Below are 21,872 nucleotides of genomic sequence, written 5' to 3' on the forward strand. Positions count from 1 at the left end.
ACGGAGTTCTGCACACCCCCCGAGTTGTCCACAGCCGGTGATCGTCGGCGTCGGGTCGTCCCCCTTCTGCTCCAGGCTGGTGCCCTGACGGAGAGTCCGTCGGAGCAGTCAGGAGCAACAGGGGGTCGCGGCCATGGACGCGCTGAGGCTGATCAAGTCCACCAGGCACGGTCTGACCGAGGCCCGCAGTGTGCCGCAGGTGCTGGCGGAGTGCTGGCAGGCCTGCGCCCTGGTCGAGGCCGTGACCCGGGTGCTGGCGCTCGAACTGATGGAGCGTGAGCTGCTGGACGGCGCCGGTTGCGGGGGCGGTGGTGCGTCCGGGATCGCCCGGGCCGTGGCCGAGGCGGCGGGCCATGCGGCCACCTGCGTGGGGCGGCCCCCGGACGACGGGGGCGGCCCCGGCAGGGCGGAGCGGCTGACCGTGCTCACCGATACCGCAGTGGCCCTCCGCGAGCTGTGCCGGCTGGTCCAGGAGACCGCCGAGGCACTGATCGTGCTCGCCTGCGGGGCCGGCGAGCAGGAGCTGTACTGGCGCTGCATCGACTCGGTGGACGCCGTCGCGGAATGCCAGGACCTGGCCGCGCAGTTGCTGCGCGCCGTCGACCCGGCCTGCCGGGAGCTGCTGCCGGTGGGCGACTGGCAGTCGGGGGAGGGCGGCGCGTCATGACGGCGGCGGTGGGGGCGTCGGCCCTGCTAGGGCTCGTAGCTGTGTGCGTCGTGCGGGGGTGGCGACTGGAGGTCGGCGTCCAGGCGGACCAGGTCGGCGTTGAGCGCGGCGAGCAGCTGCTCCATCTGCGCGAGCAGGCTCTGCGGAGCGGCGGGGGCAGCGGTGGGGGAGGAGGCGCTCTGGCCCTCCGGTACGACGGATGCCTCGGACATGGTGCTCCAATCCTTCGGGGAGCGACCCCCCGAACCCCCACGCAACCCGCAGGTGGTCAACGTCGCCGAGACGGAACCCGCCGGTTGAGGCCGAGTGGACGTGCCCCTCCTGGGTGCGGCGGACAGGACGGCGGGCAGTTGCCGTTCCCGAGCGGGCAAACGAGCCGCGCGGTGGCCCGGTCACTGACCGTCACACCCACGGGGGATGCGGGGCCAGCGCCGGGCCGGACCTGACCGACCCCGTCGAGCAGGGGTTCGAGGGGTCGTCGTCCCCCTCGGCGCGTCCGTCAGAGCGTCAGTTGTGCGCGTGCAGCTCGGCGTTGAGGCCGCCCCAGGAGCCGGAGCGGGCGATGACCTCGACCGTGCCGCTCTGCGAGTTGCGGCGGAACAGCAGGTTGTCCTGCCCGGACAGCTCCACCGCCTTGGCGACCTTGCCGTCCGGCAGGGTGACCCTGGTCCCCGCGGTGACATACAGGCCGGCCTCGACCACGCAGTCGTTGCCCAGCGAGATCCCGATCCCGGCGTTGGCGCCCAGCAGGCAGCGCTCGCCGACCGACACGACCTGCTTGCCGCCGCCGGAGAGGGTGCCCATGATCGACGAGCCGCCGCCGATGTCGCTGTGGTCGCCGACCACCACGCCGGCCGAGATCCGTCCCTCCACCATGGAGGTGCCCAGGGTGCCGGCGTTGAAGTTGACGAAGCCCTCGTGCATCACGGTGGTGCCGACCGCGAGGTGGGCGCCCAGTCGGACCCGGTCGGCGTGGGCGATACGCACCCCGCTGGGTGCCACATAGTCCGTCATCCTGGGGAACTTGTCGATGCCGTAGACGGCGAGCTGGCCGCCCTCGGCGCGGACCGCGAGCCGGGTGGACTCGACCCGGTCCACCGGCACCGGGCCGATGCTGGTCCAGGCGACGTTGGGGAGCAGGGCGAACAGCCCGTCCAGGCTCTGCCCGTGCGGCCGCACCAGGCGGTGGCTGAGCAGGTGCAGGCGCAGGTAGGCGTCGTGGGTGTCCAGCGGCTTCTCGTCCAGGGAGGCGATCACGGTGCGAACCGCGACGACCTCCACGCCGCGGCGCGGGTCCTTGCGCAGGGCGCCGGCCACGCCCGCACCGAGTTCGGCGGTGGCCTCGGCGGCGGACAGCAGCACGGTGCCGGCCGGCCCGGGGTCCGCGGTCAGCGAGGGGGCGGGGAACCAGGTGTCCAGGACCGTGCCGTCGTCGGCGACGGTGGCCAGGCCTGCGGCCACGGCACCACGGGGGGAGGGGGAAGCGGATTCGTTCGTCACCCCGTCACGGTAACGAATCGCCCCCCTGGCCGCCCAACCGTACCGCTGTGCGGACAGCGCCTCCGGCATGACCGGATCGGTCCGCCCCGGGACCCGATCGGGTCTGGTCGCACCCGTCTGACCAGGACAGACTGGAGTCCATGAGCCGAGCACTGCTTGTCATCGACGTCCAGGAATCCTTCCGCGCCCGGGCCGAGGAGTGGGCCGCGAGCCACAACCCGAAGATCGCCGAGCCGGTCAACCGGCTGGTCTCGCTGGCCAGGTCCGCCGGGGACACCGTGGTCTGGGTGCTGCACTCCGAACCCGGCACGGACACCGTGTTCGACCCGGCCCTCGGCCAGGTCCGGCTGCTGGAGGAGCTGGACCACCGGGACGGCGACCTGACGGTCACCAAGACCTCCCACAATGCGTTCACCACCACCAACCTGCAGCAGCAGCTGATGGAGCGCGGTGTCACCGAGCTGGTGACCTGCGGCATCCGGACCGAGCAGTGCGTGGAGACCACCACCAGGGTCGCCAGTGACCTGGGCTACCGGGTCACCTTCGTCCCGGACGCCACCTCCACCAGCCCGATCACCCGCGACGGGGTCACCCTCAGCACCGAGGAACTGGTCCAGCGCACCGTGTTCGTCCTGGCGGACCGCTTCGCCGACATCGCCACTGTCGACGAGCTGGAGGCCCGGGCCGCCGACCTGGGATGATGCGGTATGAGCCGCATCGTCTTCCTGCTGGTGCCCGGCGTGCACCTGCTCGATCTCGCCGGGCCCGCCCAGGTCTTCTCCACCGCCGCCGACTTCGGCCACGACTACACCCTCGGGTACGTCGCCGAGCAGCCGGTGGTGACCAGCGCCCAGGGCGTCCCGCTGCAGGCCGACACCGACTGGCCGGAGCTGGGACCGGAGGACCTGCTGCTGGTCCCGGGCTGGCGGTCGCCCTCCCTGGGGCCGGACTCCCCGCTCGGCCCGGACACACTGCGACGGCTGCGCGAGCACCATGCCGCCGGCGGCACCGTAGCCAGCGTCTGCGCCGGGGCGGACGCCCTGGGCCGGGCCGGACTGCTGGACGGCCGCCGCTGCACCACCCACCACGACCTCCAGGAGCAGCTGGCCGCCCGCTACCGCCGGGCGACGGTGGTCCGCGACGTCCTGTTCACCGTGGACGACCGGGTGGTGACCTCGGCCGGCATCGCCAGCGGTATCGACCTGGCGCTCCATCTGGTCGCTCAGCGCCACGGCCCGGCCGCGGCAGGCCAGATCGCCAGGGACATGGTCGTCTACGCCCGCCGCAACGGCCATGAGCAGCAGGACAGCGCGATGCTGCGGCACCGCTCGCACCTGGACGACACGGTGCACCGCGCCCAGGACGTCATCGACAGCCGCTACGACTCCCGGCTCCCGCTGGCGGACCTGGCGGCCGCGGTCGGTGTCAGCGACCGCACCCTCACCCGTCTCTTCACCCGGGCCACCGGCCTCACCCCGCTGCGCTACCAGCAGACGCTGCGCCTGGAGCGGGCCGAGCACCTCATCTCGCACGGCTCCACCGTGGACCACGCCGCCCGCACCGTCGGCTTCGAGGACCCCAGGATGCTCCGTCGCCTCCGCGCCAGGCCCTGAACGACCGGCCCGAACGATCGGCCCCGACGACCCGTGCTCAGCCGGTGACCGGACGGTTGCGGTAGCGGCCGACCAGTTCGCGCGCTGCGGCCTGCATCCGGACCGGCGGCAGGCCGCGGGCGATCAGGTCGAGGTCGTCCAGCACCATGTCGCCGATGCTGAGGAAGGCGGCCGGGATACCGCCCGCGCGGTGCGCGGAGAGCACCGTGCCCTCCAGCGCACGGACGCTGTGGTCCGCCGGAACCGGCTCCTCCGGCCAAACGTCGATCCCGGCCAGGAACCGCCCGGCGGCGACGCCGGCCAGCAGCGCGTCGTAGTCCACCACGGGCGCCCGGCTGACCAGCACCAACCGGGCACCCTGCGGGACGGTCGCCAGCAGCTCGGCGTCCAGCAGATGCCGGCTTTCCTCGGTCACGGTGGCGAGGACGAACAGGAAGGTGCTCCTGGCGACGGTCTCCGCCAGCCCGGTCGGCAGCACCCCGTGCTCGCGCAGCACCGCGGCCGGCAGCCAGGGGTCGTACACCCTGATGGTGGGCGCGAATCCGGTCAGCACGGTGCGCAGCGCCCGGCCCAGGTTGCCGAAGCCGAGGAAGCCCACATCGGCGTTGCGCAGCAGCACGGCGTCGGCGTTGCCGGTGGCGACGTAGTTCTCGCGTCCCTCGCGGAAGGCCCGGTCCTCCCGGCTGATGCCCCGGGCCAGGTCGAGGGCGAGGCCCAGCGCGTGCTCGGCGACGGCCTGCGCGTAGGCCGGACCGCAGCCCAGGACGTGGATGCCCCGGTCGAAGCAGGCCTGGTAGTCGACATTGGGGTAGAAGTTGCCCTCGATGTTCAGCACCGCCCGCAACTTCGGTGCGCGGGCCAGGCGTTCAGCGGGCAGGTCGGGCTGGCCGACGACCGCGAAGGCCTCCGGCAGGGCCTGGTCCAGGACCTCGTCGGCGGTTCCGGGCCCGGCGCCCTCCAGGTCGACCACGGTGTAGCGCTCGTGCAGGGCGTGCAGCGCCTCCGGGGTGAAGATCCGTGAGACCGGGTGCGGGGATGCCTGGAGGATGACGACGGGCTTGGCGGCGTCGCTGCTGGGCATGGTGGTGATCCTGACTCGTCGGGGGCCGGGCAGGCTGTGCGCGGCTCATTCTGCTGGACCCGCGCACCGAAAACCCAGTGGGGCGATCATGGGGTTACGGCGATACTCGATCGTGTGTTCCTGACGATCAGTACCACCGGCACCCCCGAACGACCCGCCTCCGACCTGGGATTCCTGCTGCACAAGCACCCGGACAAGGCCCAGTCGTTCCCCACCTCGCACGGCCTCGCGCAGATCGCAGGAAATAGGGTCCTTGGTCAAGATGCTGGCAGCGTGGGTGAACTATTTGTCCAGGCTAGATCGAACTGCTGCAGGGCAATGGAGTACAGGATCCCTGGAGCCCGGACATACATGCACGGAGAATTCCTGCCGTGAGTGGAGCTGCTGTAGAAGGTGAGATAGGCAACCTGATCCGTTGCAATCACACGGCAGATGTTGGGTAGATTGAATTCGTGAAGCTCAAAATTGCTTCGAGTGCGGGTCGCATGGGTGAGATAGTCTATGTTCGCCCGGACCTGGTCCCTGAGCAGTTCCGGACTGTAGCCGGGATCGAATCGATGGAGGTCGTTCGAGCGCTGGTCGAGCCAGGAGTCACCCTGAGGGTGCGGAGCGGGCAGCAGGACCTGGATGGAATCCACTGACGACGCCCCTGACCACAGAGGGGAAAAGACCTCGCGGGTGAGTACGTTTCCGCGTCCTGCCAGAACCTTGATCCAGCGGGCTCGGCTGAGATCGCGTGCGATGTCCTGTTCGGCGAACGATTGGTGACGGTACACGCGCCTGAGGCCGGTGCCAGTGCACCAGGAGCACACGGTTACCAGCCACCACAGTGGGCGCGAGCCGCGCAGGAGGCCTAGGGTTAGTGCAATCACACTGGCTGCTAGAGAACTGAGTATCCCAAACAGAAAAGCTGTCATGTAAGCCATTTCCCTGTGCTGGGCCTAACTCGATTGTTTGGCTCGCGGTCAGCAGAGATAAGGGAGGAGTCGGCGCAGGATTGTTGCAGCATTTTGGGCAGCGAGTTCGTGGTGCCCGTGGCCCTTTTCCTCGTCGGCGTTGTCGGAAACGCCCCGGATGACGATCCAGCCCGGGTTGACTTCGCCGTGGACGGAGTTCTCCTGCCAATACTGGCTCAGCCCTCCGGCCTCCATGTCCACCGCCAAGACCTTTTCGTGATAGTTCGTGAGGTAGCTTCGTATTTCGCTATCGCGATCGGCGATGACGGCTTCGCCTGAACCAATCACCCCTGGGTAGACCTCGAACCTCGTTGACGCATGGTCGGATGGCTGGCCTTTTATGCGTGCTGGAGTTCCGTGATCTGCGAAAAATGCATTCACCGCATGGACGATCGGTGCTGGAGCCTGACGATGTTCTCCGCGGCGACGAACATCCCCGAGAGGGTTAATTTTTCGATTCTCGTAGTAAACGATGTCTGTGGAGACGATGACGTTGCCGATGCGGGCGTGTTCGTCGTGGATTCCGCCGCCTACGCCGACCAGGGCCCACAGTTGCGGCGCGTAGTGGCGCCTTAGGTTTTCCAGAGCAGCCATCGTGGACCGTTGTCCCTGGGACTGGCTCTGGGTGGCCACGATCCGGATGGTTGATTCCGGCGTGGTGTAGCTGCCCCGGTAGAAGTAGAGCCCGCCAGGTTCCTTGTGGCGTTCCAGGTTCAACTCGCGGATGACGGCACGCAGTTCCTCGCTGAGGATGGTGACCACCCCGATGTCCCACGCAGTCCCCCGTTGGTTGCCGGCCTCGCTGTCGGCAGGGGTGCCCGCCCGGGAGAGGGTGGTCATGGAGACTTGGGCATGGTCTCCGATGGCGTTGCCGCTGAAGTTGTTGTTGTCACCACGGTTGCTGATGCCTCGGTTGGTGGTCACTTGCTTCCTCCGCTACTGGAATTGCTGGAGCTTGTTGGCTGGGTTGCAGGGGCGGAAACCTGAGCTGCGTCGCCCACCGCGTTGTGGCTGAAGTTGTTGTTGTCACCGAAGTTGAAGATGCCGCTGTTGATAATGTTGAGCGCGCGGTCAGTGAACTCAGATATATCCACATCCCTGGAGTAAAGGAAGTCGCTGGCAGCTAGAAGCAGCCTCCGTTCGATCGTCTTCATCTGACCCAAGATGTCACTCTTCTGCAATTGGATTTTTGACCAGTCCTGGCTTGATTCCTCCCGTATGCTGACTTGACTACCGATCAGGATGTTGCGGATCGGCGTGGCGGTGAGGTCATGGGGGAAGACGGTGGCCTTGCCCAGGGCATAGAGGTAGCGGGTGGCCCGCCATGATTTCTGAATCTCCATAGGCAATGCGGCCAGCTCACGGAAGGCCGCCCAAACGACTGCTGTGGCCCCGTGGTGACCAAATTCCTCGGTCCGCTGGAAGGACCGCGGCGTGTGGGCGAGGGCGCATGCCGCCGTGGACAGACTCAGCGTCCGTCCCTGCAAGCTGACGTGTAAGAGGACCGTCGCCATATACTCCGACCCCTCTGTCGGCGCAGTGAATTCGAGGAAGTGGTGCTGCTTAGAGCCTGGCGTGTTAATGAGGGCACGCAGGTCGGCTTCGTCGAATGCTTGGGGGATGAGGGAGTGGTCCGCCGCTACATCTGTTTCGGCCACGTAGACGCGGTCGCGGACCTGCACCGGGAGCCGGACATCCCGGCTGTCGGTGTCAAGCAGTTGAACTGCCTCGCGCAGGTAGTCGACCAGTTCGTGTGCCTGAAAGGGTGGTACGAGGTGCTCGCGCTCATGTAATGGCGCGTCGTCGTCGCCAGGCCGCAGCAATTGGATACTCATCGGCGGGTTCCATTGGTAGACGAGTTCACCTGCCCCGATGAAGGGTGACTCTTCCCCGAAGAGCGTGAAAACGGTGAGATCGTCCTGATCCTCCTCCTCGTCGTCTCTGTGACGGGGGCGACGGTATACGGCGCAGGTATGTCGCTGCTGTATGTCAGCCACCCGTTGGCGGCCGGACAGGTGTGCGGGGCGAAGCGTCGGCGCGCGGAGGATTCGGTTGAGTATCAACTGACGTGCGGCTCCGACGACAAGGCACATCAGCGTCATTCCAACTGCTACGTCGGCGGCAGTCACGGCGTTACCCGGCTCTGTCAACGCGACGGTCAGGCCAGTCAGTACCAGGGACAGTGCGGCGACGCGGATACGTTTGAAGGCGGGAGCCATCGCGGAGTACCTGCGGGGGAGGAGCAGCCTGAAGAGGTAGCCCTGGCTTTGTATCGGCCCCAAACCGCGTCGTTTGAATTCTCGTTTCGATCTCGACCCCCGGTCGACGTCCCGTAACAGAATGGCGAAGCGGAGCAGCCTGAAGAGAGCTATAGCGCAGGTGATGAGGACAGTCGTGGGCAGGGCACCAACGAAGGCCGGCGTGACCATTGCCCCCACCAAGGTCACGCGGAGGATTGCCGTCAGCGCCGCAGCCCGCCACGCATGGTGCATGACAGGGACGATGTCGAACCCGTAGGACGGGGCGACCCTTCGGTGCGGGGCGGTGCACACCTTGTCGATCACAAGGTCGCGGAAACGCTCATCCACGTACACGCCGGCGCATAAGTGGCGGGTGGCGTCAGTAGGTTCGTCGGTTGATTCCATGGCTGGTGGCGCCTGGGGAGTGATCATGCCCCGCCCCTGCCTAGTCGAGTTAAGGTCTATGGGACCATAAGTGCGTCACGCGTTTAAGTCAATACGACCTTTAGGGGATCCGGTGGATGACTGGCTGAAAGACTCCGATGAGGTAAAGCCATCGTGGATCACTGTGGACCTGGCGATCTTCACCGTCAGAGCAGATCAGTTGATGGTGCTCCTCGTCGAGCGCGGGCTGGAGCCCTTCCTCGGCCGGTCTGCCCTGCCTGGCGGCTATGTCCAAAAGGACGAAACCTTGCGGGAAGGGGCATTGCGTGAGCTCTGGGAGGAGGCCGGGATCAACGGCCGACAACTGCACCTGGAGCAGCTCGGTGCCTACGGAGATCCGGACCGTGACCCGAGGGGCAGGGTGGTCACCATTGCCTATCTCGCACTTGGGCCGGACCTCCCAGTCCCTGTCGGCGGTACCGACGCTGCGCGTGCCTTCTGGACCCCTGTGGCGGAACTGACGGAGGTGGCAGAGGGGCTGGCTTTTGACCACGCGGTCATCCTTGCGGATGCTCTGGAGGAGATCCGCAGGAAGTTTGAGTACACCGCTGTCGCCACGGCCTTCTGCGGGGAGTCGTTCACCTTGAGCGAGCTGCGAAAGGTCTACGAAGCGATCTGGGGGCAACGGCTGGATCCGAGCAACTTTCGGCGAAAGGTGCTCAGCACCTCGGGGTTCGTGCAGTCCACGGGGGAGCAGCGGCTGCCTCCTACCGGGCGTCCGGCCGCCCTCTATCGGCGAGGGAGCACATGGTTGCTCAGCCCGCCCTTGTTGCGCGGTGTTGGGTAGGCCGCGCGGTCCGCGATGGAGTCACCCGACAGCTCGGCCGTCAGCAGAAAACCTGGTGGGCCGCGCCGCCCCGTGCGGCGATACTCGACCGTGTGTTCCTGACGATCAGCACCACCGGTGCCCCCGAGCGCCCCGCGACAGACCTGGGCTTCCTGCTGTACAAGCATCCTGGCAGGTCCCAGAGTTTCAACTTGTCGAACTACGGGCTCGCGCATGTCGTGCAGCATGGCGATCACGGCGGTGTCGACCACGGCGCGGGCGACGTCGGCAACTGCTAACGGCTGCGGCAACGTTGAGGCAGGCGGATGATGTCCGCGTGGGCGATCCTGGACATGATTTCGTCGGGGACTCATCTTGTCATCGGAGTCAACGGCGGCAGCAGACGCCATCTGTTGGCAGCCGCCCGTGCTGCTAAGGGCCTGATCTACGGCCGCGTCTGATCTTCCGTCATACCAGCGACCGGCGCGAAGACGACCGCAAGGGCTTCTCCTGGAATCACCTGTGCCCTGCTCGCCGCCGCCTCATGCGGACTCTCCGCCACCGTTTCGCCTGCATCCAGTGCAGGTCCACCTGTTCGACGACTGCCTCGCCGAGGCCGGATTCGCGATCACCAAGCACGCCCCGGCATAACCGAAAGGTCAGTAGCCGTGCATCTCCGACACGCAGATCGAGGAACGGAGAGGAACGGCGCATGCACAGGTGCGACCGGAGCCTCGCTCGTTCGTTAAACATCGTTTCGCTCGAACGTGTCAATGAGAGGTCGATCCAAAGAGCTGGCCGTCCATGTGCGCAAGCCTTAGTGCCAGGGCAGGAAATCTGGAGGAGGCAGACATGTCTAACATCTTCGAGCACATCGAACGGCACGTCCAAGCGGTGTGGGGCAGTGAACCTGTGTGTGCTCATGTAGGCGATATCCAGGAGTGCACCGTCAAATACCATCCGACCTATCCGGAGTTGCGGGACAAGGCGCAGCCCGCCTCCTACGGGTCGACAGTGAACCAGCGCCTCTGGGAGTCCATGGTTGCGCTCGCACGTGAAGACGATCAGGCCGATGGCGAGGCATGGCGGATGATCGTCCTGGCATGCCTGCTCCCACGCATGAGGAATTGGTCGCGCAGGCTGTCACGAGAGTGGCACATCGATGTGGATGACGTCCGCTCCGCCATGGTCGAGGGCCTGCTCACCGCCTGGCATGCGACGCAGACCGGGTTGCGGCCCACAGCAGTACGTGGCGCACTGCTCAAAGGGGCATTCGACAACGCTCGCAGACTGGTAGAGATCGGCTCGAAGGAAAGCTCCAAACAGCACGTGGAAGACTTCGCCCCCGCACGAGGCTCCGACGAGTACGCCCAGGAAGGGCCCCTGCGGATCGTGGATGCAGGTAAGATCCGCGATCCGGGAACCGCAGAGAAGATTCAAGGAGAGCTCTTCGGCGCGCTCTTGCAGCGCTTGGGCCTCATGGATTATGCAAGGCAGCTTCACGCACAGATCCGCGCAGGCGACCGGAGGTGTCCCGCACCGACTCCCGACCAGCATCGAGCGACGCGTATCTGGATAGACGGAGGAAACCACTACTACTGGATCTCCGACCTGCTGCCGAAGCACGTTAATATTGAGGCGGCAGCCAAGGCCTTGGGCATCTCACAGGCGCAGGCCACGAAAGCGTCCCGGGATGGGGAGTTGAGGACGCTGTGGATGGGCCGCAGTCGCGTGGTATCCGTCAGATCTCTTATGCAGGCATTGGGGATCGCGGACATGATCATTCATCCCGACGACGTCGAGAACGGATCAGCGAACACCGGTGCCGCATAGTCGGGCAGGGCACCACTTCGGCGGTCCCGACAGCTACTGCGGGCCCGGACCACTGTCAGGACTCGACGGTGGAACTCGGTGAGGTTCGCAGCGCGGATGGCTTTTGCGGACTGCTGTCCAGGTCGGTTAGACGGGTCGGTCGGGTCCCTGCGGCCGGCGGCCGTGATGAAGTGGATGACCTGAAGAATTTGGTGCTGGCTGGCTCCTCCGGTTATGCGCTGCGGCCGTTCCCTGGTCGGCGGGCGTGGGGCAAGGGATCGGAGTGCCCCCCGGTCGCGGCACGGGCATGACGAAAGTCAGTGGGCCGCGCCGCCCCGTCCGGCGATACTCGATCGTGTGTTCCTGACGATCAGTACCACCGGCACCCCCGAACGACCCGCCTCCGACCTGGGCTTCCTGCTGCACAAGCACCCGGACAAGGCCCAGTCGTTCCCCACCTCGCACGGCCTCGCGCACGTCTTCTACCCCGAGGCCGGGGCCGAGCGCTGCACCGCCGCGCTGCTGCTGGAGGTCGACCCGGTGGGTCTGGTCCGGCGCGGCCGCGGCAAGGGGCGGGGCGGTTCCCCCGATTTCGCGCTGGCGCAGTACGTCAACGACCGGCCCTACGCGGCCTCGTCGCTGCTCGCGGTGGCACTCGGCACGGTGTTCAAGAGCGCTCGGCAGGGCCGCTGCGACCAGCGCCCGGAGCTGGCGGCCGCCGAGCTGCCGCTGACCGTCACCGTGCCGGTGCTGCCCGCCAAAGCCGGCAAGGACGGCGGACCCGAGCTGGTGCGCCGGCTGTTCGAGCCGCTGGGCTGGCAGGTGCAGGCCGAGCCGATTCCGCTCGACCCGGCCTTCCCCGACTGGGGCGACTCCCACTACGTGAGCCTGGAGCTGACCGGCACCCGGCGGCTCGCCGACGCCCTCAACCAGCTCTACGTGCTGCTGCCGGTGCTGGACGACTCCAAGCACTACTGGGTCTCCCCGGACGAGGTCGACAAGCTGCTCCGGGTCGGGGAGGGCTGGCTGGGGACCCACCCCGAGCTGTCCCTGATCACCCGTCGGTACTTCTCCCGCCGCTGGTCGCTGGCGCGCAGCGCGATGGAGCGGCTGGAGCTGGCCCGTCTCGCCGAGGCGGACGACCGCGAGCTGGAGGAGATCGACAACGCCGTCCCCGAGCAGGAGGCCGAGGACCAGCAGACCGAGGAGAAGCCGACCCCGCTCGCGGTCCAGCGCCGCGCCGCCATCCTCGAGGCGCTGCGCACCGCCGGGGCTACCCGGGTGGTGGACCTGGGCTGCGGCGAGGGAAGCCTGGTCGGCGCTCTGCTCAAGGAGCCACGGATCACCGAGGTACTGGGCGTGGACGTGTCCTCGCGCGCCCTCGGCATCGCCGCGCGCCGGCTGCATCTGGACCAGATGTCCGAGCGCCAGGCCGCCCGGGTCCGCCTGGTCCAGGGCGCTCTGACCTACACCGACGCCAGGCTGACCGGCTATGACGCCGCCGTCCTGTCCGAGGTGGTCGAGCACGTCGATCCGCCGCGGCTGCCCGCGCTGGCGTACGCGGTGTTCGGCGCCGCACGTCCCGGCACGGTCGTGGTGACCACTCCGAACGCCGAGTACAACGTCCGCTGGGAGTCGCTCCCGGCCGGTCACGTCCGCCACCCGGACCACCGCTTCGAGTGGGACCGGGCCCAGTTCCGGGCCTGGGCCCGGCAGGTCGCCGACAGCTACGGCTACGGCGTCGCCTTCGCGCCGGTGGGCCCCGACGACCCCGAGGTCGGTCCGCCGACCCAGCTCGCCACCTTCACCCGCACCCCCGCCGACCACCCGCAGGAAGCAGCGAACCGATGAGCGACAAGCGTCAGCTCCCCGTCCCCGACCTCTCCCTGGTGGTCCTGGTCGGCAGCACCGGTTCCGGCAAGTCCAGCTTCGCCGCCCGGCACTTCCGGCCCACCGAGGTGCTTTCCTCGGACAGCTGCCGCGGACTGGTCTCCGACGACGACAACGACCAGTCGGCCACCAAGGACGCCTTCGACGTGCTGCACTACATCGCCGGGAAGCGGCTGGCCGCAGGCCGGCTCACGGTGGTGGACGCCACCAGCGTGCAGCCCGAGTCCCGGCGCCACCTGGTGAACCTGGCCCGCGAGTACGACGTGCTGCCGGTCGCCATCGTGCTGGACGTCCCCGAGAGCGTCTGCGCCGAGCGCAACGCGCTGCGCCCGGACCGCGCCGCCTTCAGCCAGCATGTGATCCCCCGTCAGCAGCGGGAGCTGCGGCGCTCGCTGAAGTTCCTGGAGCGCGAGGGCTTCCGCAAGGTCCACCTGCTGCGCGGGGTGGCCGAGGTGGAGGCCGCCGAGATCGTCCTGGAGAAGCGCTACAACGACCTGCGGCACCTCAGCGGGCCGTTCGACATCGTCGGCGACATCCACGGCTGCCGTTCCGAGCTGGTCACCCTGCTCGGCCGGCTGGGCTACCAGGTCGCCCGTGACGCCGAGGGCCGCGCCGTGGACGCCGTGCATCCGCAGGGCCGTACCGCGGTGTTCGTCGGCGACCTGGTCGACCGCGGCCCGGACACCCCCGGGGTGCTGCGCCTGGTGATGGGCATGGCCGCGGCCGGCCACGCGCTGTGCGTGCCGGGGAACCACGAGAACAAGCTCGGCCGGGCGCTGGCCGGACGCAAGGTGAGGGTCAGTCACGGCCTGAAGGAGTCGCTGGAGCAGTTGGCCGCCGAGCCGGCCGGGTTCGTCGCCGAGGTCCGCTCCTTCATCGACGGTCTGGTCAGCCACTACCTGCTGGACGACGGCAGGCTGGTGGTCTGCCACGCTGGGCTGCCGGAGCGGTACCACGGCCGCACCTCGGGCCGGGTGCGCTCGCACGCCCTCTACGGGGACACCACCGGCGAGACCGACGAGTACGGACTGCCGGTGCGCTACCCCTGGGCCGAGGAGTACCGGGGCCGCGCCCTGGTCGTCTACGGTCACACCCCCACCCCCACCGCGAGCTTCGTCAACAACACCATCTGCCTGGACACCGGCGCCGTCTTCGGCGGCAGCATGACCGCGCTGCGCTACCCCGAGCGCGAGCTGGTCGAGGTCGAGGCCGAGCAGGTCTGGTACGAGCCGGTCCGCCCGCTGACCACCGACGCCCCCGGCAGCAGGGAGGGCCGTCCGCTGGCGCTCACCGACGTCCAGGGCCGCCGGATCGTGGAGACGGCGCACCACGGCCGGGTCGCCGTCAAGGAGGAGAACGCCGCCGCGGCGCTGGAGGTGATGAGCCGCTTCGCGCTGGACCCCAGGCTGCTCGCCTACCTGCCGCCGACCATGGCCCCGGTCGCGACCTCCCGCCGCGACGGCTACCTGGAGCACCCCGAGGACGCCTTCGCCGGCTTCCTCGCCGACGGGGTGCGCCAGGTGGTCTGCGAGGAGAAGCACATGGGCTCGCGGGCCGTGGTGCTGCTGGGCCGCGACGCGGAGGGCACCGCGCTGGAGAAGCGCTTCGGCGTCGCCACCGGCGGGGCGGTCTGGACCCGCACCGGGCGGGCCTTCCTCGACGATGAGGCGCTGACCTCGGCAGTCCTGGACCGACTGCGCTCGGCCGCGGTCAGGTCCGGACTGTTCGAACAGCTCGACAGCGACTGGCTGCTGCTGGACGCCGAGCTGATGCCCTGGTCGCTCAAGGCGCTCGGCCTGCTCAAGCGCCAGTACGCGGCGGTGGGCGCGGCGGCCGGGGCGGCCCTGCCGGCGGCCCTCGCCGCACTGGAGGCCGCCCGGACCCGCGGCGTCGGGGGCGTGGCCACCGACGAGCTGACGGCCCGCCAGTCGGCCCGCCGGGCCGCCGCGGCCGCCTTCACCGACGCGTACCGGCAGTACTGCTGGCCGGTGCAGGGCCTGGACGGGATCAAGCTGGCCCCGTTCCAGATCCTCGCCGCCGAGGGCGCCAACCTGGCGACCCGTCCGCATGACCAGCACCTCGCCTGGATCGACGCCCTGGTCGACGCCGACGACTCCGGTCTGCTCAGGCGCACCGGTCGGCTGGCGGTCGACACCGCCGACGAGCAGTCGGTGGCCGAAGCCGTGCGCTGGTGGGAGGAGCTGACCGCGGCCGGGGGAGAGGGCATGGTGGTCAAGCCGCTGGCCTCGCTGGTGCGCCCCGAGGGCGGACGGCTGGCGCAGCCGGGGGTCAAGGTCAGGGGCCGCGAGTACCTGCGGATCATCTACGGTCCCGACTACACGCTGCCGGCCCATCTGGACCGGCTGCGCTCACGCGCCCTCGGCCACAAGCGCTCGCTCGCCCTGCGCGAGTACGCGCTCGGCCTGGAGGCGCTGGACCGCCTCGCCGCGAGCGAGCCGCTGTGGCGGGTCCACGAGGCCGTCTTCGCCGTCCTGGCCCTGGAGTCGGAGCCGGTCGACCCCCGGCTCTGAGCCCATCCGCAAGAAGCACAAGAAGCACAAGGAGCGCCATGTCCGAGTACCGCATCCACCTGGTCCGGCCCGAGGACGCCGACCGGGTCCGGACCATGCGGCTGGCCATGCTCCAGGACGCCCCGATGGCGTACCTGGAGACCTACGAGCAGGCGCTGGACCGCACGCCCGAGGAGTGGGTCCAGCGCGCCGGCCGCGGCACCCGCCCCGGCAGCACCTCCTACGCCGCCGTGGATCAGGCCTCCGGCGACTGGGTCGGCGGGATGAACGCCTACGTCCCCGAGGACACCCCGGACACCGCCTGGCTGGTCGGTGTCTGGGTGCACCCGGAGCACCGCGGCGGCAAGCTGGGCGTGACCGACGCCCTGCTGGACACCGTGATCGCCTGGGCCCGCGGGCAGGTCCGCCGGCAGGCCGGGGTGCCGCGCCTGCTGCTGGAGGTGCACGAGGACAACGCCCGCGCGATCGCCTACTACGAGCGCCGCGGCTTTGTCCGCACCGGAGTGACTGTCCCCTATCCGCTGGACCCCTCGACCCGGGAGCTGGAGATGGAACTGCTCCTCGACTGACACTCCTGGACTGAACCGGGGTCGATCGCATATTCATGCCTACTTGCGTATAGAATTGCTGAATCGATCCCCGCCCCCGTCACCCAGGAGCCTGCGATGGCCTTCAATCTCCGGCACCGGCACTTCCTCAAGGAGCTGGACTTCACCCCCCAGGAGTTCCGCTTCCTGCTCGATCTGTCGGCCCAGCTGAAGGCGGCCAAGTACGCGGGCACCGAGCAGCCCCGGCTGCGCGGCAGGAACATCGCGCTGGTCTTTGAGAAGGGCTCCACCCGGACCCGCTGCGCCTTCGAGGTCGCCGCCGCCGACCAGGGCGCGCACACCACCTACCTCGACCCCAGCGGCTCCCACCTGGGGAGCAAGGAGTCGGTCAAGGACACCGCCAGGGTCCTCGGCCGGATGTTCGACGGGATCCAGTACCGGGGCCACGGCCAGCAGGTCGTCGAGGAGCTGGCCGCCCACGCCGGTGTCCCGGTCTGGAACGGGCTGACCGACGAGTGGCACCCCACCCAGATGCTCGCCGACGTCCTGACCGTGCAGGAGCACAGCACCAAGCCGCTGCCCGAGGTCGCGCTGGCCTACCTGGGTGACGCCCGCAACAACATGGGCAACTCGCTGCTGGTCACCGGGGCGCTGCTCGGCATGGACATCCGCATCGTCGCCCCCGAGCAGCTCTGGCCGACTGCCGAGGTCCGGGCCGAGGCGGCGGCGCTGGCCGAGCGGACCGGCGCGCGGATCACCCTCACCGCGGACGTGGCCGAGGGGGTCCGCGGCGTGGACTTCCTCTACACCGACGTCTGGGTCTCCATGGGCGAGCCCAAGGAGGTCTGGGCCGAGCGGATCGAACTGCTGACCCCGTACCAGGTCTCCATGGACACCGTCCGGGCCACCGGCAATCCGGCGGTGAAGTTCCTGCACTGCCTGCCGGCCTTCCACGACCTGGAGACCGAGGTCGCCCGGCAGCTGCACGCCAGCACCGGTATGACCGAGCTGGAGGTCACCGACGAGTTGTTCGAGTCCGAGCACTCGGTGGTCTTCGACCAGGCCGAGAACCGGCTGCACACCATCAAGGCCGTCCTGGTCGCCACCCTGGGCGACTGAGCCCGGCCCGTGGTCCGTGGTCCGTGGCCCGGAACGGGGCGCGGAGGTTACTTCCGCGCCGCCGGCCGCAGGCTGCTCAGCACGGCGTAGACCATGTACAGCGGCGCCGCGACCACGAGCAGCCCGAGCACGATCAGGAACCCGGTCAGGGCCACATCACTGGTCACGTTCATGATGGTGCCCAGCGCGTCGCCGATGCCGTTCCACACACTGCTCATGGCTGTCCCTCACGATCTCGTCACGGTGCGTCCGGACCACTCGGTTGTCACGTTACGCCCCGGTCTTCCGCTCAGCTCAGGGGCCCTGGAGTGAGGGTGTCCTTACTTCGCCGCGTCGGTGTGGATGCACTATGGTTATCTCGACATCAAGATATCCTCAGCGTGACCGCGCTGACGCCAGCAGGCAGAGACAGCCAGTACCAGAGACACCAGGGAGACAGTCGTGTCCGCCAACAGCTTCGACGCCCGCAGCTCGCTGCAGGTGGGCGACGAGTCGTACGAGATCTTCAAGCTGGACAAGGTCGAGGGCTCCGAGCGCCTTCCCTACAGCCTGAAGGTGCTCCTGGAGAACCTGCTCCGCACGGAGGACGGCGCGAACATCACCGCCGACCACATCCGCGCGCTGGGCGACTGGGACGCCACCGCGCAGCCCAGCCAGGAGATCCAGTTCACGCCCGCCCGCGTGATCATGCAGGACTTCACCGGCGTGCCCTGCGTCGTCGACCTGGCGACCATGCGTGAGGCCGTCAAGGAGCTCGGCGGCGACCCGGCGAAGATCAACCCGCTGGCCCCGGCCGAGCTGGTCATCGACCACTCCGTGATCGCCGACAAGTTCGGCACCAAGGACTCCTTCGCGCAGAACGTCGAGATCGAGTACGGCCGCAACAAGGAGCGCTACCAGTTCCTGCGCTGGGGCCAGACCGCGTTCGACGAGTTCAAGGTCGTCCCGCCGGGCACCGGCATCGTGCACCAGGTCAACATCGAGCACCTGGCCCGCACCATCATGGTCCGCAACGGCCAGGCCTACCCCGACACCTGCGTCGGCACCGACTCGCACACCACCATGGTCAACGGCCTGGGCGTGCTGGGCTGGGGCGTCGGCGGCATCGAGGCCGAGGCCGCGATGCTGGGCCAGCCGGTCTCCATGCTGATCCCGCGCGTGGTCGGCTTCAAGCTCAACGGCGCGCTCCCGGCCGGTGCCACCGCCACCGACCTGGTGCTCACCATCACCGAGATGCTGCGCAAGCACGGTGTGGTCGGCAAGTTCGTCGAGTTCTACGGCGAGGGCGTCGGCTCCATCCCGCTCGCCAACCGCGCCACCATCGGCAACATGTCGCCGGAGTTCGGCTCCACCTGCGCCATCTTCCCGATCGACGCCGAGACCATCTCCTACCTCAAGCTCACCGGCCGCAGCGAGCAGCAGCTCGCCCTGGTCGAGGCCTACGCCAAGGCCCAGGGCCTGTGGCACGACCCCTCGGTCGAGCCGGTCTACTCCGAGTACCTGGAGCTGGACCTGGCGACCGTGGTCCCCTCCATCGCCGGCCCGAAGCGGCCGCAGGACCGGGTCATCCTCGCCGAGGCGGCCGAGCGGTTCCGCCACGCGGTGCGCGACTACATCGCGGTGGACGACGAGTCGGGCAAGGAGTCCTTCCCGGCCTCCGACTCCCCGGCGGTCACCAACGGCATCCACAAGCCCACCCTGGTCACCGCCCCCGACGGCACCAGCTACGAGATCGACAACGGCGCGGTGGTGATCGCCTCGATCACCTCCTGCACCAACACCTCCAACCCCTCGGTGATGCTGGGCGCCGCCCTGCTCGCCAAGAAGGCCGTGGAGAAGGGCCTGCACGCCAAGCCCTGGGTGAAGACCACGCTGGCCCCCGGGTCCAAGGTCGTCATGGACTACTACGAGAAGGCCGGCCTGCTCCCCTACATGGAGAAGCTGGGCTTCAACCTGGTCGGCTACGGCTGCGTCACCTGCATCGGCAACTCCGGCCCGCTGCCCGACGAGGTCTCGGCCGCCGTCAACGAGCACGACCTGGCCGCCGTCTCGGTTCTCTCCGGCAACCGCAACTTCGAGGGCCGGATCAACCCCGACGTCAAGATGAACTACCTGGCCTCGCCGCCGCTGGTGGTCGCCTACGCCATCGCCGGCAACATGAACGTCGACATCACCCGGGACGCGCTGGGCACCGACGCCGACGGCAAGCCGGTCTACCTCGCCGACATCTGGCCGTCGGAGAAGGAGATCGCCGAGGTCGTGGCCTCGTCGATCGACCAGGCCATGTTCACCAAGGACTACGCGGACGTCTTCGCGGGCGACCAGCGCTGGCAGTCGCTGCCCATCCCGACCGGCAACACCTTCGAGTGGGACAGCGAGTCCACCTACGTCCGCAAGCCCCCCTACTTCGAGGGCATGGCGCACGAGCCCAGCCCGGTCACCGACATCGCCGGCGCCCGGGTGCTGGCCAAGCTGGGCGACTCGGTCACCACCGACCACATCTCCCCGGCCGGCAACATCAAGCCGGGCACCCCGGCCGCGCAGTACCTCACCGAGCACGGCGTGGAGAAGCGCGACTTCAACTCCTACGGTTCGCGCCGCGGCAACCACGAGGTGATGATCCGCGGCACCTTCGCCAACATCCGGCTGCGCAACCAGATCGCGCCCGGCACCGAGGGCGGCTACACCCGCGACTTCACCCAGTCCACTGAAGGTGACGGGGGTGCGCCGGTGTCGTTCATCTACGACGCCGCGCAGAACTACCAGGCCGCCGGCGTCCCGCTGGTGATCCTGGCGGGCAAGGAGTACGGCTCGGGCTCGTCCCGCGACTGGGCCGCCAAGGGCACCGCGCTGCTGGGCGTCAAGGCCGTCGTCGCCGAGTCCTACGAGCGCATCCACCGCTCCAACCTGATCGGCATGGGCGTGCTGCCGCTGCAGTTCCCCGAGGGCGCCAACGCCGACAGCCTGGGCCTGACCGGCGAGGAGACCTTCTCCATCACCGGCGTGACCGCGCTGAACGACGGCGGCATCCCGGAGACCGTCAAGGTCAAGGCCGGCGACGTGGAGTTCGACGCCAAGGTCCGCATCGACACCCCCGGTGAGGCCGACTACTACCGCAACGGCGGCATCCTGCAGTACGTGCTGCGGTCGCTGATCGCCAAGTAGCCGAACCAGCCCGACGGCGCCCCCACCGGACTTCCGGTGGGGGCGTTGCTGTTTCCTCTCACCCCTTGTGCAGAGCCTGTTGATTGGCCTATACCTATTCTTCACTTGGTCCAGACCAATTTTGCGCTGCTCACCCCCTGAGAGGGTCGCTCATGCGTCTGTCCGTCTCCGGCCACAAGGCCACCGGGCTGCTCACCGTTCTCGCGCTGGCCACCGGCACCGTTCTCGCTGCCGGCCCCAGCGCCTCCGCCCATTCCTCGTCACCGGCCCTGGTGGGCCAGCGGGTCGGCTTCTTCACCCAGTGGTCCATCTACAGCGGCTTCTCGGCCAAGAAGGTCGACACCAGCGGCCAGGCCGCGAAGCTCACCACCCTCAACTACGCCTTCGGCAACGTCGGTTCGGACGGCACCTGCTTCGAGGCCAACCAGGCCGGCCAGGGCGACGCCTGGGCCGACTACCAGCGCCCGGTCGGCGCCGACGAGGCGGTCGACGGCGTCGCCGACACCGCCGACCAGCCGCTGAAGGGCAACTTCAACCAGCTCCGCGAGCTCAAGGCCAAGTACCCGCAGCTGCACCCGATGATCACCCTGGGCGGCTGGACCTGGTCGGCCTACTTCTCCAGCGCGGCGGCCACCCCGGAGTCCCGGGCCAAGCTGGTCTCCTCCTGCATCGACCAGTTCATCAAGGGCGACCTGCCGGTGCTGGACGGTGTCAACGGCGGTCAGGGCGCGGCGGCGAACATCTTCGACGGCATCGACATCGACTGGGAGTACCCGGGCGGCGGCGGCAACGACGGCAACCAGGCCAGCCCGCAGGACGGCCACAACTTCACCCTGCTGCTGCAGGAGTTCCGCAAGCAGCTGGACGCGCTGGGCAAGCAGACCGGCAAGCACTACCTGCTGACCGCCGACACCGCGGCCGGCCGTCCCAAGATCGCCCAGCTCGAACTGCCCCAGGCCGCCAAGGCGGTGGACTGGTTCAACCTGATGGCCTACGACTTCCACGGGAGCTGGGAGGCGACCGGGCCGACCAACGACGCCGCCAACCTGCACCAGGCCCCCAATGACCCGGCCAAGGCCGGCGACCTCAACTACAGCATCGACGGCGTGCTGGGCGACTACCTCAGCCACGGCGTCCCGGCGAGGAAGATCGTGCTCGGCACGCCCTTCTACGGCTACGGCTGGAGCGGGGTCGGCGCCAAGAACAACGGCCTGTACCAGCCGGCCACCGGCACCCTCGGCAGCATCCCGTACAACACCCTGGTGAACACCCCGGGCACGCTGCACTACAACTGGGTCACCGGCGCCAGCACCAAGTACGACGCGGCCACCCAGTCCTTCTACAGCTACGACACCCCGCAGGTGCTGGAGTCCAAGGCCGCCTACTCCCGCTGGCTCGGCCTCGGCGGAGTGATGGCCTGGTCGCTGGACAACGACACCGCCACCGGTGACCTGATGTCCGCCCTCAACAAGGGGCTGAACACCGGCTTCTGACGGTTGAACAACTGAAGGGTGCCCGCCGTGCGGAGGTCCGTGCGGCG

At 68.5% G+C, this 21,872-nt stretch carries 18 protein-coding genes and 2 pseudogenes; 13 read left to right on the forward strand and 7 right to left on the reverse strand.

All coding sequences use genetic code 11. The annotated features are described in order from the left end of the window. Positions 1-133 precede the first annotated feature (133 nt). Entirely contained in the window at positions 134-667 is a 534-nt protein-coding gene (locus ABUW04_RS28295) for a DUF6099 family protein (RefSeq protein ID WP_030258914.1), read from the forward strand. A gap of 26 nt (positions 668-693) precedes the next feature. Here the strand turns inward: ABUW04_RS28295 and ABUW04_RS28300 are convergent, their stop codons facing one another. Together ABUW04_RS28300 and dapD are read right to left on the reverse strand one after the other, a co-directional pair. After that, positions 694-879: a hypothetical protein gene (locus ABUW04_RS28300; RefSeq protein WP_037596459.1), complete on the reverse strand. Its 186-nt coding sequence runs from the start codon at positions 877-879 to the stop codon at positions 694-696. Positions 880-1,174: 295 nt separating this feature from the next. Beyond that, positions 1,175-2,167, reverse strand: a complete 993-nt coding sequence (gene dapD, locus ABUW04_RS28305; protein WP_030258912.1) for a 2,3,4,5-tetrahydropyridine-2,6-dicarboxylate N-succinyltransferase — start codon at positions 2,165-2,167, stop codon at positions 1,175-1,177. Positions 2,168-2,307: 140 nt separating this feature from the next. Between dapD and ABUW04_RS28310 the strand changes: the two genes are divergently transcribed. Together ABUW04_RS28310 and ABUW04_RS28315 are read left to right on the forward strand one after the other, a co-directional pair. Next, on the forward strand, positions 2,308-2,868 hold the full coding sequence (locus ABUW04_RS28310) for a cysteine hydrolase family protein (RefSeq protein WP_030258909.1): 561 nt from the start codon (positions 2,308-2,310) through the stop codon (positions 2,866-2,868). Positions 2,869-2,874: 6 nt separating this feature from the next. Continuing rightward, positions 2,875-3,780 (forward strand): GlxA family transcriptional regulator, encoded by a 906-nt coding sequence (locus ABUW04_RS28315; protein WP_030258907.1) that lies wholly within the window; start codon positions 2,875-2,877, stop codon positions 3,778-3,780. A 37-nt stretch (positions 3,781-3,817) separates the two neighbouring features. On the opposite strand, the gene ABUW04_RS28320 is transcribed toward ABUW04_RS28315, so the two are convergent. After that, the gene (locus ABUW04_RS28320) at positions 3,818-4,861 is read right to left on the reverse strand and encodes an NAD(P)-dependent oxidoreductase (protein WP_380567161.1); all 1,044 of its coding nucleotides are present in this window, start codon (positions 4,859-4,861) and stop codon (positions 3,818-3,820) included. A gap of 114 nt (positions 4,862-4,975) precedes the next feature. Between ABUW04_RS28320 and ABUW04_RS28325 the strand changes: the two are divergent. After that, positions 4,976-5,098, forward strand: a pseudogene (locus ABUW04_RS28325) (hypothetical protein); the annotation flags it as partial. Between the two features lie 20 nt (positions 5,099-5,118). On the opposite strand, the gene ABUW04_RS28330 reads toward ABUW04_RS28325, so the two are convergent. The 3 genes from ABUW04_RS28330 to ABUW04_RS28340 are packed head-to-tail and all read right to left on the reverse strand — an operon-like array spanning position 5,119 to position 8,489. Beyond that, positions 5,119-5,778: a hypothetical protein gene (locus tag ABUW04_RS28330; protein WP_380567163.1), complete on the reverse strand. Its 660-nt coding sequence runs from the start codon at positions 5,776-5,778 to the stop codon at positions 5,119-5,121. A gap of 48 nt (positions 5,779-5,826) precedes the next feature. Beyond that, positions 5,827-6,741 carry a 5'-methylthioadenosine/S-adenosylhomocysteine nucleosidase family protein gene (locus ABUW04_RS28335; protein ID WP_380567165.1) on the reverse strand — a complete coding sequence of 305 codons (915 nt, stop codon included), beginning with the start codon at positions 6,739-6,741 and terminating at the stop codon, positions 5,827-5,829. After that, positions 6,738-8,489: a hypothetical protein gene (locus ABUW04_RS28340; protein WP_380567167.1), complete on the reverse strand. Its 1,752-nt coding sequence runs from the start codon at positions 8,487-8,489 to the stop codon at positions 6,738-6,740. The genes ABUW04_RS28335 and ABUW04_RS28340 overlap by 4 nt, the downstream gene beginning before the upstream one ends. Before the next feature lie 85 nt (positions 8,490-8,574). Here ABUW04_RS28340 and ABUW04_RS28345 point away from each other — a divergent pair, with 85 nt between their 5' ends. The 7 genes and pseudogenes from ABUW04_RS28345 (at position 8,575) to argF (ending at position 17,167) form a co-directional block, all read left to right on the forward strand. Continuing rightward, complete coding sequence (locus ABUW04_RS28345) at positions 8,575-9,288, forward strand: NUDIX hydrolase (RefSeq protein WP_380567168.1); 714 nt, start codon at positions 8,575-8,577, stop codon at positions 9,286-9,288. Positions 9,289-9,380: 92 nt separating this feature from the next. After that, a pseudogene (locus ABUW04_RS28350) lies at positions 9,381-9,509 on the forward strand (hypothetical protein); the annotation flags it as partial. Between the two features lie 610 nt (positions 9,510-10,119). After that, positions 10,120-11,100: a hypothetical protein gene (locus ABUW04_RS28355; RefSeq protein WP_380567170.1), complete on the forward strand. Its 981-nt coding sequence runs from the start codon at positions 10,120-10,122 to the stop codon at positions 11,098-11,100. A gap of 336 nt (positions 11,101-11,436) precedes the next feature. Further along, the gene (locus ABUW04_RS28360; protein WP_380567172.1) at positions 11,437-12,930 is read left to right on the forward strand and encodes a 3' terminal RNA ribose 2'-O-methyltransferase Hen1; all 1,494 of its coding nucleotides are present in this window, start codon (positions 11,437-11,439) and stop codon (positions 12,928-12,930) included. After that, positions 12,927-15,500 (forward strand): polynucleotide kinase-phosphatase, encoded by a 2,574-nt coding sequence (locus tag ABUW04_RS28365; protein WP_380567173.1) that lies wholly within the window; start codon positions 12,927-12,929, stop codon positions 15,498-15,500. Before ABUW04_RS28360 ends, ABUW04_RS28365 begins: the two co-directional genes overlap by 4 nt. Before the next feature lie 38 nt (positions 15,501-15,538). Beyond that, the gene (locus tag ABUW04_RS28370) at positions 15,539-16,069 is read left to right on the forward strand and encodes a GNAT family N-acetyltransferase (RefSeq protein WP_380567175.1); all 531 of its coding nucleotides are present in this window, start codon (positions 15,539-15,541) and stop codon (positions 16,067-16,069) included. A 96-nt stretch (positions 16,070-16,165) separates the two neighbouring features. Next, positions 16,166-17,167: an ornithine carbamoyltransferase gene (gene argF / locus ABUW04_RS28375; protein WP_380567177.1), complete on the forward strand. Its 1,002-nt coding sequence runs from the start codon at positions 16,166-16,168 to the stop codon at positions 17,165-17,167. Positions 17,168-17,214: 47 nt separating this feature from the next. On the opposite strand, the gene ABUW04_RS28380 is transcribed toward argF, so the two are convergent. Continuing rightward, on the reverse strand, positions 17,215-17,385 hold the full coding sequence (locus ABUW04_RS28380; RefSeq protein WP_157623912.1) for a hypothetical protein: 171 nt from the start codon (positions 17,383-17,385) through the stop codon (positions 17,215-17,217). 223 nt (positions 17,386-17,608) lie between these two features. Between ABUW04_RS28380 and acnA the strand changes: the two genes are divergently transcribed. Next, a complete protein-coding gene (gene acnA, locus ABUW04_RS28385) occupies positions 17,609-20,332 on the forward strand; it encodes an aconitate hydratase AcnA (RefSeq protein ID WP_030258897.1) in 2,724 nt (907 codons plus the stop codon). Positions 20,333-20,484: 152 nt separating this feature from the next. Continuing rightward, the gene (locus ABUW04_RS28390) at positions 20,485-21,825 is read left to right on the forward strand and encodes a glycoside hydrolase family 18 protein (protein WP_380567179.1); all 1,341 of its coding nucleotides are present in this window, start codon (positions 20,485-20,487) and stop codon (positions 21,823-21,825) included. Positions 21,826-21,872 lie beyond the last annotated feature (47 nt).

The organism is Streptacidiphilus jeojiensis (assembly GCF_042510965.1).
GTDB lineage: Bacteria > Actinomycetota > Actinomycetes > Streptomycetales > Streptomycetaceae > Streptacidiphilus > Streptacidiphilus jeojiensis.